At 63.9% G+C, this 12,752-nt stretch carries 12 protein-coding genes and 1 pseudogene; 4 read left to right on the top strand and 9 right to left on the bottom strand.

The window, feature by feature from the left end; all coding sequences use genetic code 11:
* Positions 1–264 precede the first annotated feature (264 nt).
* Positions 265–522 (bottom strand): hypothetical protein, encoded by a 258-nt coding sequence (locus AC1RWI_RS36620; protein ID WP_492870746.1) that lies wholly within the window; start codon positions 520–522, stop codon positions 265–267.
* An 804-nt stretch (positions 523–1,326) separates the two neighbouring features.
* On the opposite strand from AC1RWI_RS36620, the pseudogene moaC reads away from it, so the two are divergent.
* From moaC to AC1RWI_RS36605, 3 genes and pseudogenes are all read left to right on the top strand, one after another.
* Positions 1,327–1,427 (top strand): annotated as a pseudogene (gene moaC, locus AC1RWI_RS36615) (cyclic pyranopterin monophosphate synthase MoaC); the annotation flags it as partial.
* 238 nt (positions 1,428–1,665) lie between these two features.
* Positions 1,666–2,139: a hypothetical protein gene (locus AC1RWI_RS36610; RefSeq protein ID WP_492870745.1), complete on the top strand. Its 474-nt coding sequence runs from the start codon at positions 1,666–1,668 to the stop codon at positions 2,137–2,139.
* Between the two features lie 180 nt (positions 2,140–2,319).
* Positions 2,320–2,796, top strand: a complete 477-nt coding sequence (locus AC1RWI_RS36605) for a YMGG-like glycine zipper-containing protein (RefSeq protein WP_144409872.1) — start codon at positions 2,320–2,322, stop codon at positions 2,794–2,796.
* Between the two features lie 29 nt (positions 2,797–2,825).
* Here AC1RWI_RS36605 and AC1RWI_RS36600 read toward each other — a convergent pair whose 3' ends face one another.
* The 8 genes from AC1RWI_RS36600 to recA all read right to left on the bottom strand — a co-directional run bounded on the left by AC1RWI_RS36600 (position 2,826) and on the right by recA (position 11,596).
* Positions 2,826–4,715, bottom strand: coding sequence for a PglL family O-oligosaccharyltransferase (locus AC1RWI_RS36600; protein WP_492870744.1), 1,890 nt, complete (start codon positions 4,713–4,715; stop codon positions 2,826–2,828).
* Positions 4,716–4,837: 122 nt separating this feature from the next.
* Entirely contained in the window at positions 4,838–5,377 is a 540-nt protein-coding gene (locus AC1RWI_RS36595) for a pilin (RefSeq protein WP_492870743.1), read from the bottom strand.
* 308 nt (positions 5,378–5,685) lie between these two features.
* Positions 5,686–6,381 carry a TerC family protein gene (locus AC1RWI_RS36590; protein WP_492870742.1) on the bottom strand — a complete coding sequence of 232 codons (696 nt, stop codon included), beginning with the start codon at positions 6,379–6,381 and terminating at the stop codon, positions 5,686–5,688.
* Positions 6,382–6,687: 306 nt separating this feature from the next.
* Entirely contained in the window at positions 6,688–7,569 is an 882-nt protein-coding gene (sucD, locus tag AC1RWI_RS36585; protein ID WP_043343904.1) for a succinate--CoA ligase subunit alpha, read from the bottom strand.
* A gap of 81 nt (positions 7,570–7,650) precedes the next feature.
* A complete protein-coding gene (gene sucC / locus AC1RWI_RS36580) occupies positions 7,651–8,817 on the bottom strand; it encodes an ADP-forming succinate--CoA ligase subunit beta (RefSeq protein ID WP_043343899.1) in 1,167 nt (388 codons plus the stop codon).
* 69 nt (positions 8,818–8,886) lie between these two features.
* Positions 8,887–9,561, bottom strand: a complete 675-nt coding sequence (locus tag AC1RWI_RS36575) for a DUF2889 domain-containing protein (RefSeq protein WP_492870741.1) — start codon at positions 9,559–9,561, stop codon at positions 8,887–8,889.
* Between the two features lie 327 nt (positions 9,562–9,888).
* Positions 9,889–10,356 (bottom strand): recombination regulator RecX, encoded by a 468-nt coding sequence (gene recX / locus AC1RWI_RS36570; RefSeq protein ID WP_043351263.1) that lies wholly within the window; start codon positions 10,354–10,356, stop codon positions 9,889–9,891.
* 166 nt (positions 10,357–10,522) lie between these two features.
* Positions 10,523–11,596, bottom strand: a complete 1,074-nt coding sequence (recA, locus tag AC1RWI_RS36565) for a recombinase RecA (protein ID WP_492870740.1) — start codon at positions 11,594–11,596, stop codon at positions 10,523–10,525.
* A gap of 310 nt (positions 11,597–11,906) precedes the next feature.
* Between recA and AC1RWI_RS36560 the strand changes: the two genes are divergently transcribed.
* Positions 11,907–12,593, top strand: coding sequence for a response regulator (locus AC1RWI_RS36560; RefSeq protein WP_043343892.1), 687 nt, complete (start codon positions 11,907–11,909; stop codon positions 12,591–12,593).
* The last annotated feature ends 159 nt before the right edge of the window (positions 12,594–12,752 follow it).

The raw sequence follows: 12,752 nt of genomic DNA, 5'->3' as shown, positions 1-12,752 counted from the left end.
CTCGTCTTGGTCTTGCGTGGCATACATGCTCCTTGGTGACATGTTATGCCCTAAACACAAAATCTCTGACAGGCCCGGATCACTGAAGCGCACCCCAATGTCCTTCAGTCATGGATGCCGGACCGGTCAACCGACTTTCTTCGCCAATTCGGTAGCTGACGGATGGCAGTAACGCTGTAGTCGTCGCCAGCCAAAAACAAGAAAGCCAAGGTTGATGCCTTGGCCTTCCATGAGCGCCCATCACGCCCCAAATTCTGAATGCAATCAAGCGCCGTCGGTGAACACGTCGCGCTTGCCGGTAACCCTCGCTCCATCGGTAAATACGTCACGCCTATCCGTAACCTTCGAGCCGTCCGTGAAGACATCTCGCCTGTCTGTCACCCTCGCACCATCGGAATAGACATCAAATCTGGCTGCCTTGGCCCCATCAGTGTAGACGCCGCGGGGACCAATGCCCGCGAACGCCGTCCCAGCAACTACAGCGGTACTTGCCGCGGCAAGCAATAACACTTCTTTCAGCATGGTCCACCTCCCTTCAGGTGGTTAATTCGTCCCCGGCCAGAATCAATTGGTTTCAATATAGCCGTGTGAGTGACCGGGCACGGGACAATAAACCTACAGTTTTGTCATTTGCATCATGACTCGCCGTGATATCGGGCTGTCAGTTGACGGCGTGGTCGCACCAGTACGGTCAGGATTGAACGCTTCCCACTGGCTTTCAAGTCCAGGTGGGGAGGGGGCGAGCAGGCAGACCGGTAGTCGGACCGGTAATCAGAATGACGGCACTTGTCTCATGGTAAAGATTGAAGCTCTCTACATAGAGTCACTTCATCGTTTCGCCATCACGATTTCCCCGCTGGATGAACGTAAGCCGGTGCCCGTAGACTGATCCTAAGTCGGAACGAACCTAGCCAATGGCGGCCACCGATACCGGGCCGCAACCTCACTTCTGCTTCGTTCCAACGCCTCACCCACCAACCCGCTTCGGCGGGTTTCTTATTTGTGCGTTCCCGAATGTGGCGGGTGCCAGAAGGCGGGCGTGTGCCGCCTGTCCGGTGATTGCCGTATGACGAAGGTGGTGCCGATGGGAATCGACAAGTGACAAGTCGCGGACCTGCCCGGTGCGGTCAAGTGCGGTAGTTGTTCTTCGTCCATGCATTGTCGGATTGCTACACAGCATAACTTGTGCCGCTTGCGCGTCGGCATGACGACGCACTACCCTTGCCGGGGGTCTGAGAAATGGCCCAACCTTGCCCCAACCAAGTGCGCGAAGCATGGACAAAACTGACAGTAATTTCCTTATAAATCAACCGCTTACAACTACGATTCCAAATGTGCAAGGCGGTGGACCGCGGCATGGTGATGGGCGATGTGAAGCTGCTGGAGAAGCATGGGGGAAATCGGGGGATTGGGTGGCAGGCACCTGAGCAGGCTGCCCGCCACCCGCCGCATGTGCCTGATCCGCATCGCCGATACGAGCCGCATTTCTTATCAATCCTGACACAGTCCCGCGCCCGCGCCGCTTCCGCTGTAACAAGCGTAACGCCGCATTTCGCCAGAGCGCGGCGCGTCGCGGCTTGCGGCAAATTGGTATTCAATGCAATCAGGGGGCGCAAACTGCGCTGCCAGCGGAACCGCGTTCCGCGTCGATCCAAGGTGGGCAACATGAACGGGCGTAGGGTTGGCCAGCTTTTGCTGGTGTTGGCGGCGCTGGGCGCGAGCGGTACCGCGCTGGCGGGAAGAGGTGGCGGTGGCTGGCACGGTGGTGGTGGTGGCGGATGGCACGGTGGTGGTGGATGGCACGGCGGCGGTGGCTGGCATGGTGGCTGGCACGGCGGCGTAGGCGTCTATATCGGCCCCGGATTCGGCTACGGCTATGGGTGGGGCTACCCCTACCCGTACTACTACCCGCCCGGCTACGCCTATGGGCCCGCGGTCGTCGAGGTGCCGGCCTCGCCACCGCAATACATCGAGCAGGGCGAGGACGGCACGATGGAAATGGACAGCGGCGGTGTCGCGGCGCCCGCGCCCCAGCAGCAGGCGTACTGGTACCACTGCACGCGGCCGGATGGCTACTACCCGTATATCAAGGCCTGCCCCGGCGGCTGGCAGAAGGTGCCGGCACAGCCTCCCGCCTGACACCTGGGGCTTGACGCCTGACAGGCAGGCACGCTGAACGCCCCAAGCGCTTACGGCGCGCCGCGCCGGTGCGCGCGGGGCGACGATCGATGACCGAGGTACCGAGGTGCCGAGATGAATGTCCTTAACCACTTCAAGCGCCCAAGCCGGCCACTCCTGCTGAGCCTGCCGCTCGCGGCGATGGTCCTGGCCGGCTGCGCGGTGATGCCCAGCGGGCCAAGCGTGATGGTGCTGCCGGGCACAGGCAAGAACTTCGACCAGTTCCGGGCCGACGACTATAGCTGCCGCCAGTTCGCCCTTGGCCAGGTAGGCGGCGTCACCGCCAACCAGGCGGCCACCAACAGCGCGGTAGGCAGCGCCGTGGTGGGCACGGCGCTCGGCGCGGCGGCCGGCGCGGCCTTCAATGGCGGCTCGGGCGCGGCTGTGGGCGCGGGCGTGGGCCTGCTCACTGGCGCGGCCGTAGGGGCAGGCAATGCCCAATATGCCGGCTACGGCAGCCAGCGCCGGTACGACGCCGCGTATGTGCAATGCATGTACGCAAGTGGCCACCGGGTACCGGTTTACGGGCGCATGGCCTCGGCCCCGCGTCCGGCTGCAGCGCCGACGTATTACTATCCTCCGCCACCGCCGCCGCCGCCGGGCTACCCACCGCAGTAAGCGCGCGCCGCGGCTTGGCCTTGGAAGGCTTACTCCGCCTTGCCTTTGCCGCGCAACCGCACCCAGTCGCAGAAATCCCGCGGCCGCGCCGCCGCGTCGACTTCAGCGCAGGCGCGGGCGAGTTCCGCGAACTGGTTAGCCTCATCCCCCGCATAGTAGAAGCGCAGGCGCTCCAGCCACGCCCTGGCCTGCACCGGGTCGCCGGTCAGCGCCATGAGCCAGGCGGTGCGCGAGATCAGCGTCGGGGTTGGCAGCAGGTGTACCGCGGCAACATGCGGTCCAAGCAATTGCGCGGCGTTCTCCGGCGTGATCTTGGCCTCCTCGATCGCGTCCGACGCGGCAGCCTGCCGGAACCAGAAATTCGGCATCGGCAATGCGGCCCGGCGCTCGGCACGGGCGTACTCGCGTGCCTCGGCGCGGCGGTAGTCCTGCCACATTGTCGTCAGGATGGCTGCCGCCACGCCGGCGAATGCCAGGCCCGCCAGCACGGCAAACCCGCGCGGCACGCGCAGCCGGCCGAACCCCGATGGCTCCAGCCAGCCCAGCATGAAGCAGAACGGCAACACAAAATACAAGTAATGCAGCGGGTACTCCAGCATCGAATGCGCGCACAGCATCGCCAGCCAGGTCAGCACCAGCCCCGTCTGCGCGCGCTCGCGCGCATCCCCGCGCCACAAGCGCTGGCGCGCCACGCGCCATAGCCACGCCAGCAAGCTCAGAAACACACCCGCCGCGCCGATCACGCCCGTCTTGGCCAGCATATCCAGCACGGCATTGTGCGCATGCAGCGACATCTCGACTTTCACGCCCACCTGCGCGAGCTGCTGGAACTGCGCCCAGCCATACTCACCCCAGCCCACCCCGAGCCACGGATGGGCACGGAACATCGCCCACGCGTGCGCCCACATCGCAGCGCGCCACGAGAGCTGGTCGCCCCCCTGCATCTGCGCCACGGTATCGAAGAGGTGCCAGTCCATCGCCTGCCCGACGCTCTTGATCGCCGGCTGCAAGACCAGCAGCAAAACCACCATGGCCACCGCGGCAAACGCCAACCCGGCGGGACGCCGCATGGGGTTGCGCCCGGCGTGGCCGGCGCGCTGCATGGCGCCCGCGAACCCGCCCAGATCGCCCAGATTGCCCGGATCTCCCGGACCACCAAACGCCGCCCCGCCCCGCGCCATCCAGGCAGCGACCAGCGCATACACCGCGGCCAACCCCACGTGCAACACACCCGTGCGCGAGCCGGACAGCACGATGCCGCTCACCAGCAGCAACGCCGCCGCCAGCCAGGCCGGTGCCCGCAACCACCCACGCGCCGCCAGCCAGACCGCCGCCGCCAGCGCGATGCCCGCCACGGTCGCCTGGTGATTGGGCTGGTTCAGGTTGCCCCACAAGCGGCGGTTGTCATCGTAAAAGTAAGTGGACACCATCCCCAGCGTGTCCGGCTCCAGGCCGAATACCTGCACCCATTGCGCCAGGGTGCCCAGCAACCCGGCCACCAGCCACGCAATGGCCAGCACATCCGCCATCGCCTGCCGCTCCACGGACGACGCCGCACGGCCCTGCCGCCAGGCTGCCCACATTACCGCCGCGCCCAGCGCCAGCGAGAGTTCCGTCAGCAACCGGCTGCCCGACACATCGGCCATGCCGGTCAGCGTTTGCGTGATGCCGGTGGCGATCAGCCAGAGGGGAAAGAGAATGATCCAGGGGAACTGGGCGGGAGCCGCCTGGTAGGCCGTGCCCCTGCCTTGCCGCTGTGCCAAGGCGCCCAGCACGATGACGGCGAGCGCGAACAGCAATGCGGAAGTCCATTCGCCATAGAAGGTGGCAAGCGGAAGCGTGTGCCGGGAGACCAGCAGCGGTAGCGTGACGGCTACGGCCAGGGAACTGAGGGGGATGGCTGACCGGGAGGGCAGCATGTGGGGTGCCTTGTTATGCCTTGTGGGCAGAAGGCGGATGATAGCTTGGGGAGCGGGTAAATAAAAAGCGCCCGAAGGCGCTTTCGCTAATCTAGACAGCAACCTGCCATCCAGGTACGTAGTTAAGGGCAATCGCCTTGGCCGGACTTCAGACCGCGAATTGCATCGCAAATAGTTGCGGTAGCCGCAGGCCCTTGCGTCCAGACAAGATTTGCAGCCCCTGCAGTGTAGGTCGGTACATCGTTGAGGACCAATGCTGTACCAGTGCTGCTTGTTGCTGCGCTAGTGGCGTTGATCACGCCGTTGGTAACGGTCAGGCCAACGACATTTTTTGTCGCCGTGAACGACGGGATGTACTTACCTGCGTCGCCGGTGGAGCAGCCTGTCAGCGTCCCCGTCTCCTGTGCGCACATCGACACCCCAGTCTTAACGGCGGCAATTTCTGCGACCGACGAAGCCGCCTTGGTGCGCGAAGTGTAATCGCTATATTGCGGAATAGCGATTGCCGCCAAAATACCAATAATCGCAACCACGATCATCAGTTCGATCAGCGTGAAGCCCTTCTGAGCTCGGCGGCCCAGTTTTTTCAGTTGTTGCACCCGTTGTTGCATGATTGACCCCTCGAAGGAATTTTGGATACAAATCGAAACATCTTGTTTCATGTGATGCCGTACGTTCTTAGCACTTAGCGTGCCAGCGCCGCCAAGTCTTGATGTCTCGTCGGCGAGTGACAATTTTCGCCACTTCGGACTCTTCCGGGTGTTGATCCCGCGCAAATTTTGTCACTAAGTATGACGCGGCGGGTCAGTTAGCTTACGTTTTGGCTCAAGTCAGTCTGAAACCGCACTGAAATCACCGCCATGTCTGCTAGATGGCCTGCGCTACAGCCCAAAAACAAAACGGGCGGCTCCCGGGCCACCCGTCTGTCCGGCGGTGCCCCAACGGGGCACCACCTCATCCACAAAGCCCGTCAGGCCGTCTGTGGCGCCCGCTTGCTCAGCAGCTTGCCAACCACCACCACCAGCGCGGCGCCGATCACGCCGAACACCAGGTGTGCATGCGGCACGTGCATCTCGAACCATGCGGCGTCCACCGGATCGCTGACCAGCATTTCACCGGCCAGATAGCCCAGCAGCGCGGCGCCCAGCACGATGATGATGGGGAAGCGGTCCATGACCTTGAGCAGGATGGTGCTGCCGAACACGATCAGGGGAATCGACAGGCCCAGGCCCAGGATCAGCAGCATCAGCTGGCTGCCTTCCGGCCCTTTTTGCGCCGCGGCGGCCACGGCCACCACGTTGTCGAGCGACATCACCAGGTCGGCGATCAGGATGGTGCGGATCGCGGCCCAGATATTGTCCTTGGCCGAGTGGCCTTCTTCGTCGTCATCGCCGGTGAGCAGTTGCACGCCGATGTAGACCAGCAGGACGGCGCCGACGATCTTCAGGTACGGCAGGCTCAGCAGCTTGACCGCGGCTACCGTCAGCACCACCCGCATGATGATGGCGGCGGCGCTGCCCCAGAAGATGGCCTTCTTCTGCTGGGCGGGCGGGAGGTTGCGGGAGGCCAGCGCGATCACCACGGCGTTGTCGCCGGATAGCACGATGTTGGTCAGGATGATGGATCCCAACGCAATCCAGAAAGCGGTGGAGGACAGCAGTTCCACGGTAAAGCTCCTCGAGTTTCTTAAATTATGATTCGAACGCCACATGACACCGCCAACAACTGCGGCGCCTGCGAAATTTCGGATGTCTGAGTCTTCAGACATGAAGATTTACCGTATCAAGCTTTCGATTCGGTTTCAATCGGCATGTCGCGCACCTTGGGAGATACCCTAGGTAACGGTACGCCAGAATGACATGCCCCCGCACGCAGGCGGGGGCATGGAGAGCCGGTGTGCGGTCGCAGTCATGCGAGCGCTCCGGCTCCGGCAAGCATTCCCGCCGGTGGGCGGGAGGCTGCAGATCGGTACTTACAGGATCGACTTGAGCAGGCGAGCCATTTCCGACGGGTTCTTGGTGACCTTGATACCGCAGGCTTCCATGATTTCCAGCTTGGCTTGCGCCGTGTCGGCACCGCCCGAGATCAGCGCGCCGGCGTGGCCCATGCGCTTGCCCGGAGGCGCGGTCACGCCAGCGATGAAGCCAACCACCGGCTTCTTCATGTTTTCCTTGATCCAGTAAGCCGCGTTGGCTTCGTCCGGACCACCGATCTCGCCGATCATGACCACGGCGTCCGTTTCGGGATCGTCGTTGAACATCTTCATGATGTCGATGTGCTTCAGGCCGTTGATGGGGTCGCCACCAATGCCGACTGCCGACGACTGGCCCATGCCCAGCGCGGTCAGCTGACCGACTGCTTCATAGGTCAGCGTGCCCGAGCGCGACACCACGCCGATGCGGCCCTTGCGGTGGATGTGGCCCGGCATGATGCCGATCTTGATTTCGTCAGGCGTGATCAGGCCCGGGCAGTTCGGTCCCAGCAGCAGGGTCTTCTTGTTGCCCTTGGCCATCTTGTCCTTGAGCTCCATCATGTCGCGCACGGGGATGCCTTCGGTGATGCAGACCACCAGGTCCAGGTCGGCGTCAACGGCTTCCCAGATGGCGGCAGCGGCGCCCGCGGGCGGCACGTAGATCACGGACACGGTGGCGCCGGTCGATGCCTTGGCATCCTTGACGCTTGCGTAGATGGGAATGCCTTCGAAGTCTTCGCCCGCTTTCTTCGGGTTCACGCCGGCGACGAAGCAGTTCTTGCCGTTGGCATAGTCGCGGCAGCCACGGGTGTGGAACTGGCCGGTCTTGCCGGTGATGCCCTGGGTGATGACCTTGGTGTCTTTATTAATCAGAATCGACATGCTGTAATCCTTTGCTTGGCTCAAAGCAGCGCGCGAAGGCCTGGCCCCGGCGCGCTGCTGGCGTTCGTGTTCGCGTCTGGCTTACTTGCCCGCGGCAGCAGCCACGACCTTCTGGGCAGCTTCTTCCATGGTATCGGCGGCGATGATGGGCAGGCCCGAGTCGGCCAGCATCTTCTTGCCGATCTCTTCGTTGGTGCCCTTCATGCGCACGACCAGCGGCACGGACAGCGACACGGCCTTGGATGCAGCGATCACGCCTTCGGCGATGACGTCGCAACGCATGATGCCGCCGAAGATGTTGACCAGGATGGCCTTCAGGTTCGGGTTCTTCAGCATCAGCTTGAAGGCTTCGGTCACCTTCTCGGTGGTGGCACCGCCGCCCACGTCCAGGAAGTTGGCCGGCTCGCCGCCGAACAGCTTGATGGTGTCCATGGTGGCCATGGCCAGGCCGGCGCCGTTCACCAGGCAGCCGATGTTGCCGTCCAGCGAGATGTAGGCCAGGTCGAACTTCGACGCTTCGATTTCAGCCGGATCTTCTTCGTCCAGGTCGCGGTAGGCAACGATTTCCGGGTGACGGAACAGGGCGTTGGAGTCGAAGTTGAACTTGGCGTCCAGTGCGATCACCTTGCCGTCGCCGGTCAGGATCAGCGGGTTGATTTCAGCCAGCGAGGCGTCGGTGTCCCAGAATGCCTTGTACAGGCCTTGCAGGGCCTGGCGGGCTTGCGCCACGCTTGCGTCGGGCACGCCGATCTTGCGGGCGATGTCGTCAGCGTCCGCGTCGAGCAGGCCGGCCGACGGATCGATGATCAGCGTGTGGATCTTTTCCGGGCTGTGGGCAGCGACTTCTTCGATGTCCATGCCGCCTTCGCTGGAGGCCATCAGGGCGACCTTTTGCGAAACGCGGTCAACCACCAGGCTGACGTACAGTTCCTTCTTGATGTCAGCGCCTTCTTCGATCAGCAGGCGGTTGACCTTCTTGCCTTCCGGGCCGGTCTGGTGCGTGACCAGGGTCATGCCGAGGATGTTGGTGGCGTAGGTCTTGACCTCGTCGATGCTCTTGGCCACCTTCACGCCGCCGCCCTTGCCGCGGCCGCCCGCGTGGATCTGCGCCTTGACGACCCATACCGGGCCGCCCAGTTGTTCAGCAGCCTTCAGGGCCTCTTCGACCGAGAACGCGGGGATGCCGCGCGGAACCGGCACATTGTATTTGCGCAGGATTTCCTTGCCTTGGTACTCATGGATATTCATGCGTGTTTCCTTTCGGGTAGGCGTAAAAGTGTGGAGATGGAATCTCGGCGGACTGCAGGCCGGCCTGGCTTAACCAGAAGTGCCGGTTGACCTGCGCGACATGGCGCCGCCGGCGGGGGCGGCGAGCGCCTCCGCTGGCTGCACCGCCGGGGTCGATGACCCTTCGGTCTTGATCCTCGGTTTTGGCTGGTGACCATACCAGCGGGGGTAAAACTGGCGTACGACCTCGCCTTCGAAATGCAGGGCATGGCAGCCGTGCAACTGGTAAGGCGGTTCGGTACTGGTGTCTTCGGCACCGCCGTCGCGAATGTTGAACACATCGCCGGCGAATGCCTGGATCGCGGTGGTCGGCAGTATGCCGGCCAGCTCGGTCAGATGGGTGCATCCGGCCACGCCCGACAGGCGCTCTTTCACCGACTTGCGGAAACCCTTCATCAGGTTCAAGCCGATCAGCTTGCGGTAAGCCGGGCCGATGGTGTCGCACTGGCCGGGATAAGGCACCCAGTCGGAACAGGCATCGGCGTCCACGACGTTCATGCGCAGGTCGATGGTGACGCGCAGCCACAGATCGTGCAGCGGCTCGCCCACCGGGCGTATGCCGCCGCCGGCCAGCGGAATCTCGCGCGGCTTGGTGTCGGTCAGGCGCGCCTCGATGTCCCATAGGCCGTCGTCCCTAAGATAGGCCTCCGCCGTGATGGCACGACGGTGACGCAGGGCGCGATTGACGGGCGGGGAAAGCGGCATAACACCAGGCAGGAGCGGGAGAAATGGACGGCTGGGCCGGAAAACCGCAGGATTTTAACATGCCGGACAACGCTCGCCGGGAACAAACTGCGCGCGGCGCTGTTGTCGGGGATTGTCGAGCGACGGGCAAGTCCCGCGCATGCGGAAAAATCGCGGCATTGCGGGGGAAACGGCGTAAGGATCAAGGCGTGAGCAAGGCGCGAAGATTCGGAATACGCCTACTGGCAAAGCAGGTATGCGCCCGAAACCGGTGCAGGACATGGCAGTAACATCACCGTGACATCACTGCGGCATCACTTGAACTTGAGGCGGCCACGTCGGCGGACGTCAGTCACTGCCATCCAGCCACGCATCCGCCCCTTTGATCACCTGGCTCACCACCGAGCGGGAAAAGCCGCGGGCGACCATGAAGCGGATCTGCCTGGCCTTGTCTTCGGGCGTGGCGGGCGGCGTGCCAAAACGCTTTTGCCAGACCGCGCGGCCGCGCTCCAGCTCCGACCCGCGCAGGCGATCCTGCAGGTCGGCGAGCTGATCGCCGCCGAGCTGATGGGTGCGGGCTTCCTGCATCACGCGGGCGGCGCCATAGCGGGCCGCGCGCCGGTGCACCAGGCTGTCGACAAAGCGCGCGTTGGACAGCCAGTTCTCGCGCTCCAGCGCATCCAGCAGTTGCTCGAGGGCCTCGGGAGACTCGGCGTGCGGGGCCAGCTTGCGCGCCAGCTCCGCCCGGCTGTGCTCGCGCCGCGACAGGTAGCCGACGGCGCGGGCTTTCAGGGAGAGAGGTGGACGGGTAGCCATGGGGAAGGCGCGCTTGAACACCGCGCTTTATCGATGCGTTATATAGACGCGTTATATAGACGCGTTTATGGATGCACTTCAAAAATGCAAACCGGGGCGGCGCGCGTCGCTGCGCGTGCCGCCCCGGGGCAGGGATCGCGGCCGGGAATACCCCGGCCAGCGAAGCTCAGTCTTCGGCGGTGACCACGGCGCCGGCGGTGGCCGGCGTGCCGTTCATCAGGACCACGCCCAGCGACTCGCGCACCCTGTTCTCGATCTCGCCGGCGATGTCGGGATTTTCGCGCAGGTATTCACGCGCGTTGTCCTTGCCCTGGCCGATCTTCTCGCCCTTGTAGCTGTACCAAGCGCCCGACTTCTCGACGACCTTGGCGTCCACGCCGAGGTCGATGATTTCGCCCTGGCGCGAGATGCCCTGGCCGTAGAGGATGTCGAAGAAGGCTTCGCGGAACGGCGGCGATACCTTGTTCTTGACTACCTTGACCTTGGTTTCGTTGCCGATCACCTCGTCGCCCTTCTTGATCGAGCCGATGCGGCGGATGTCCAGGCGCACCGAGGCGTAGAACTTCAGCGCATTGCCGCCGGTGGTGGTTTCGGGCGAACCGAACATCACGCCGATCTTCATGCGGATCTGGTTGATGAAGATCACCAGGCAGTTGGTGCGCTTGATGGTGCCGGTCAGCTTGCGCAGCGCCTGGCTCATCAGGCGGGCCTGCAGGCCCGGCAGCGAATCGCCCATCTCGCCTTCGATTTCGGCCTTGGGCACCAGGGCCGCCACCGAGTCGATCACGATCAGGTCGACCGAGCCCGAGCGCACCAGCGCGTCGGTGATTTCCAGTGCCTGCTCGCCGGTGTCGGGCTGGGAGATCAGCAGGTCGCCCACGGACACGCCGAGCTTGCCGGCATAGTTGACGTCGAGCGCGTGCTCGGCATCGATAAAGGCGCAGGTGCCGCCCAGTTTTTGCATTTCGGCCACGACCTGCAGCGTCAGCGTGGTCTTGCCCGAGGATTCCGGACCGTAGATTTCGACCACGCGGCCGCGCGGCAGGCCGCCGACGCCCAGCGCGATGTCCAGGCCCAGCGAGCCGGTGGACACGACCTGGATATCCTGGTCGATGTCGGCCTCGCCCAGTTTCATGATCGAGCCCTTGCCGAACTGCTTCTCGATCTGGGCCAGCGCGGCCGCCAGCGCCTTCTGCTTTTCGGCGCTTACGCCAGCACCCGCCTTCTTGCCGTCATCCATGGTCGTCCTTCCGTCAATGGTGTATAAATAGGCCGCATGTGGCGCGCTGCCTGCTTTTGCGGGTAACCGCCCGACCCGCGCCGCGCTGCGAACTCCTGATGACAATGAACCTGGCAGCAGGGGCAAGCATTGGGCAAACGTCGGTAATACGTGCGTTGCTAAAGTGCGTCGCTGAATTCAGTACGATCCGGCCCGCTCACTGCGCGACCGGATCAAGCGGGTACTGTATAAAAAAACAGTATGCTTGGCAAGTCCCGCACGCGTCATTTGATGTAAAGCGACGACTAAGCCGGCCAGGGTGGAGACAACCATGCGTATTCTGATCGCGGAAGATGACGACGTGCTGGCAGATGGCCTGACACGCTCATTACGTCACTCCGGCTATGCCGTCGACCATGTCGCCAGTGGGGTTGAAGCCGACTCGGCGCTCTCGACCCAGGCCTTCGACCTCCTGATCCTCGATCTCGGCCTGCCCCGCATGCCCGGGCTGGAGGTGCTCAAGCGCCTGCGCACGCGCGGCGCCATGCTACCGGTGCTGATCCTGACCGCGGCCGACGGCGTCGATGAGCGCGTCAAGGGCCTGGACCTGGGCGCCGATGACTACATGGCCAAGCCCTTCGCCCTGTCCGAGCTGGAAGCCCGCGTGCGTGCGCTGGTGCGGCGCGGCGCTGGCGGTGGCGCCACGCTCACGCACCATGGCCCGCTGGCCTTCGACCAGGTTGGCCGCATCGCCTACCTGAACGAGCAGATGCTGGATCTCTCCGCGCGCGAAGTCGGGCTGCTGGAGATCCTGCTCACCCGCACCGGGCGGCTGGTATCGAAGGAGCAACTGGTCGACCACCTGTGCGAATGGGGCGAAGAGGTCAGCAACAATGCCATCGAAGTCTATGTACACCGGCTGCGCAAGAAGATCGAGGTGGGCGGGATCCGCATTGCCACGGTTCGCGGGCTGGGCTACTGCCTGGAGAAATTCCAGGCCGCCGTGGCGCACGACTAGAAAGCGCCATTAGAATCAGAGCCGGCATCGGCGCCGCTTCCCTTTGACCGCATGCCGGCGACGCGCCAGGACCTGCCCCACCGCCACCTCCTCCTCCCCATGAGCCTGCTGCGACTGCCCCGGCGGGGGGGGGGGGGGGGGGGGGGGGGGGGGGGGGGG

The organism is Cupriavidus sp. MPR-AND1C (genome assembly GCF_058809705.1).
Note: the sequence above shows the minus strand (reverse complement) of the source record. Positions and strands in the feature narration are given on the sequence as shown.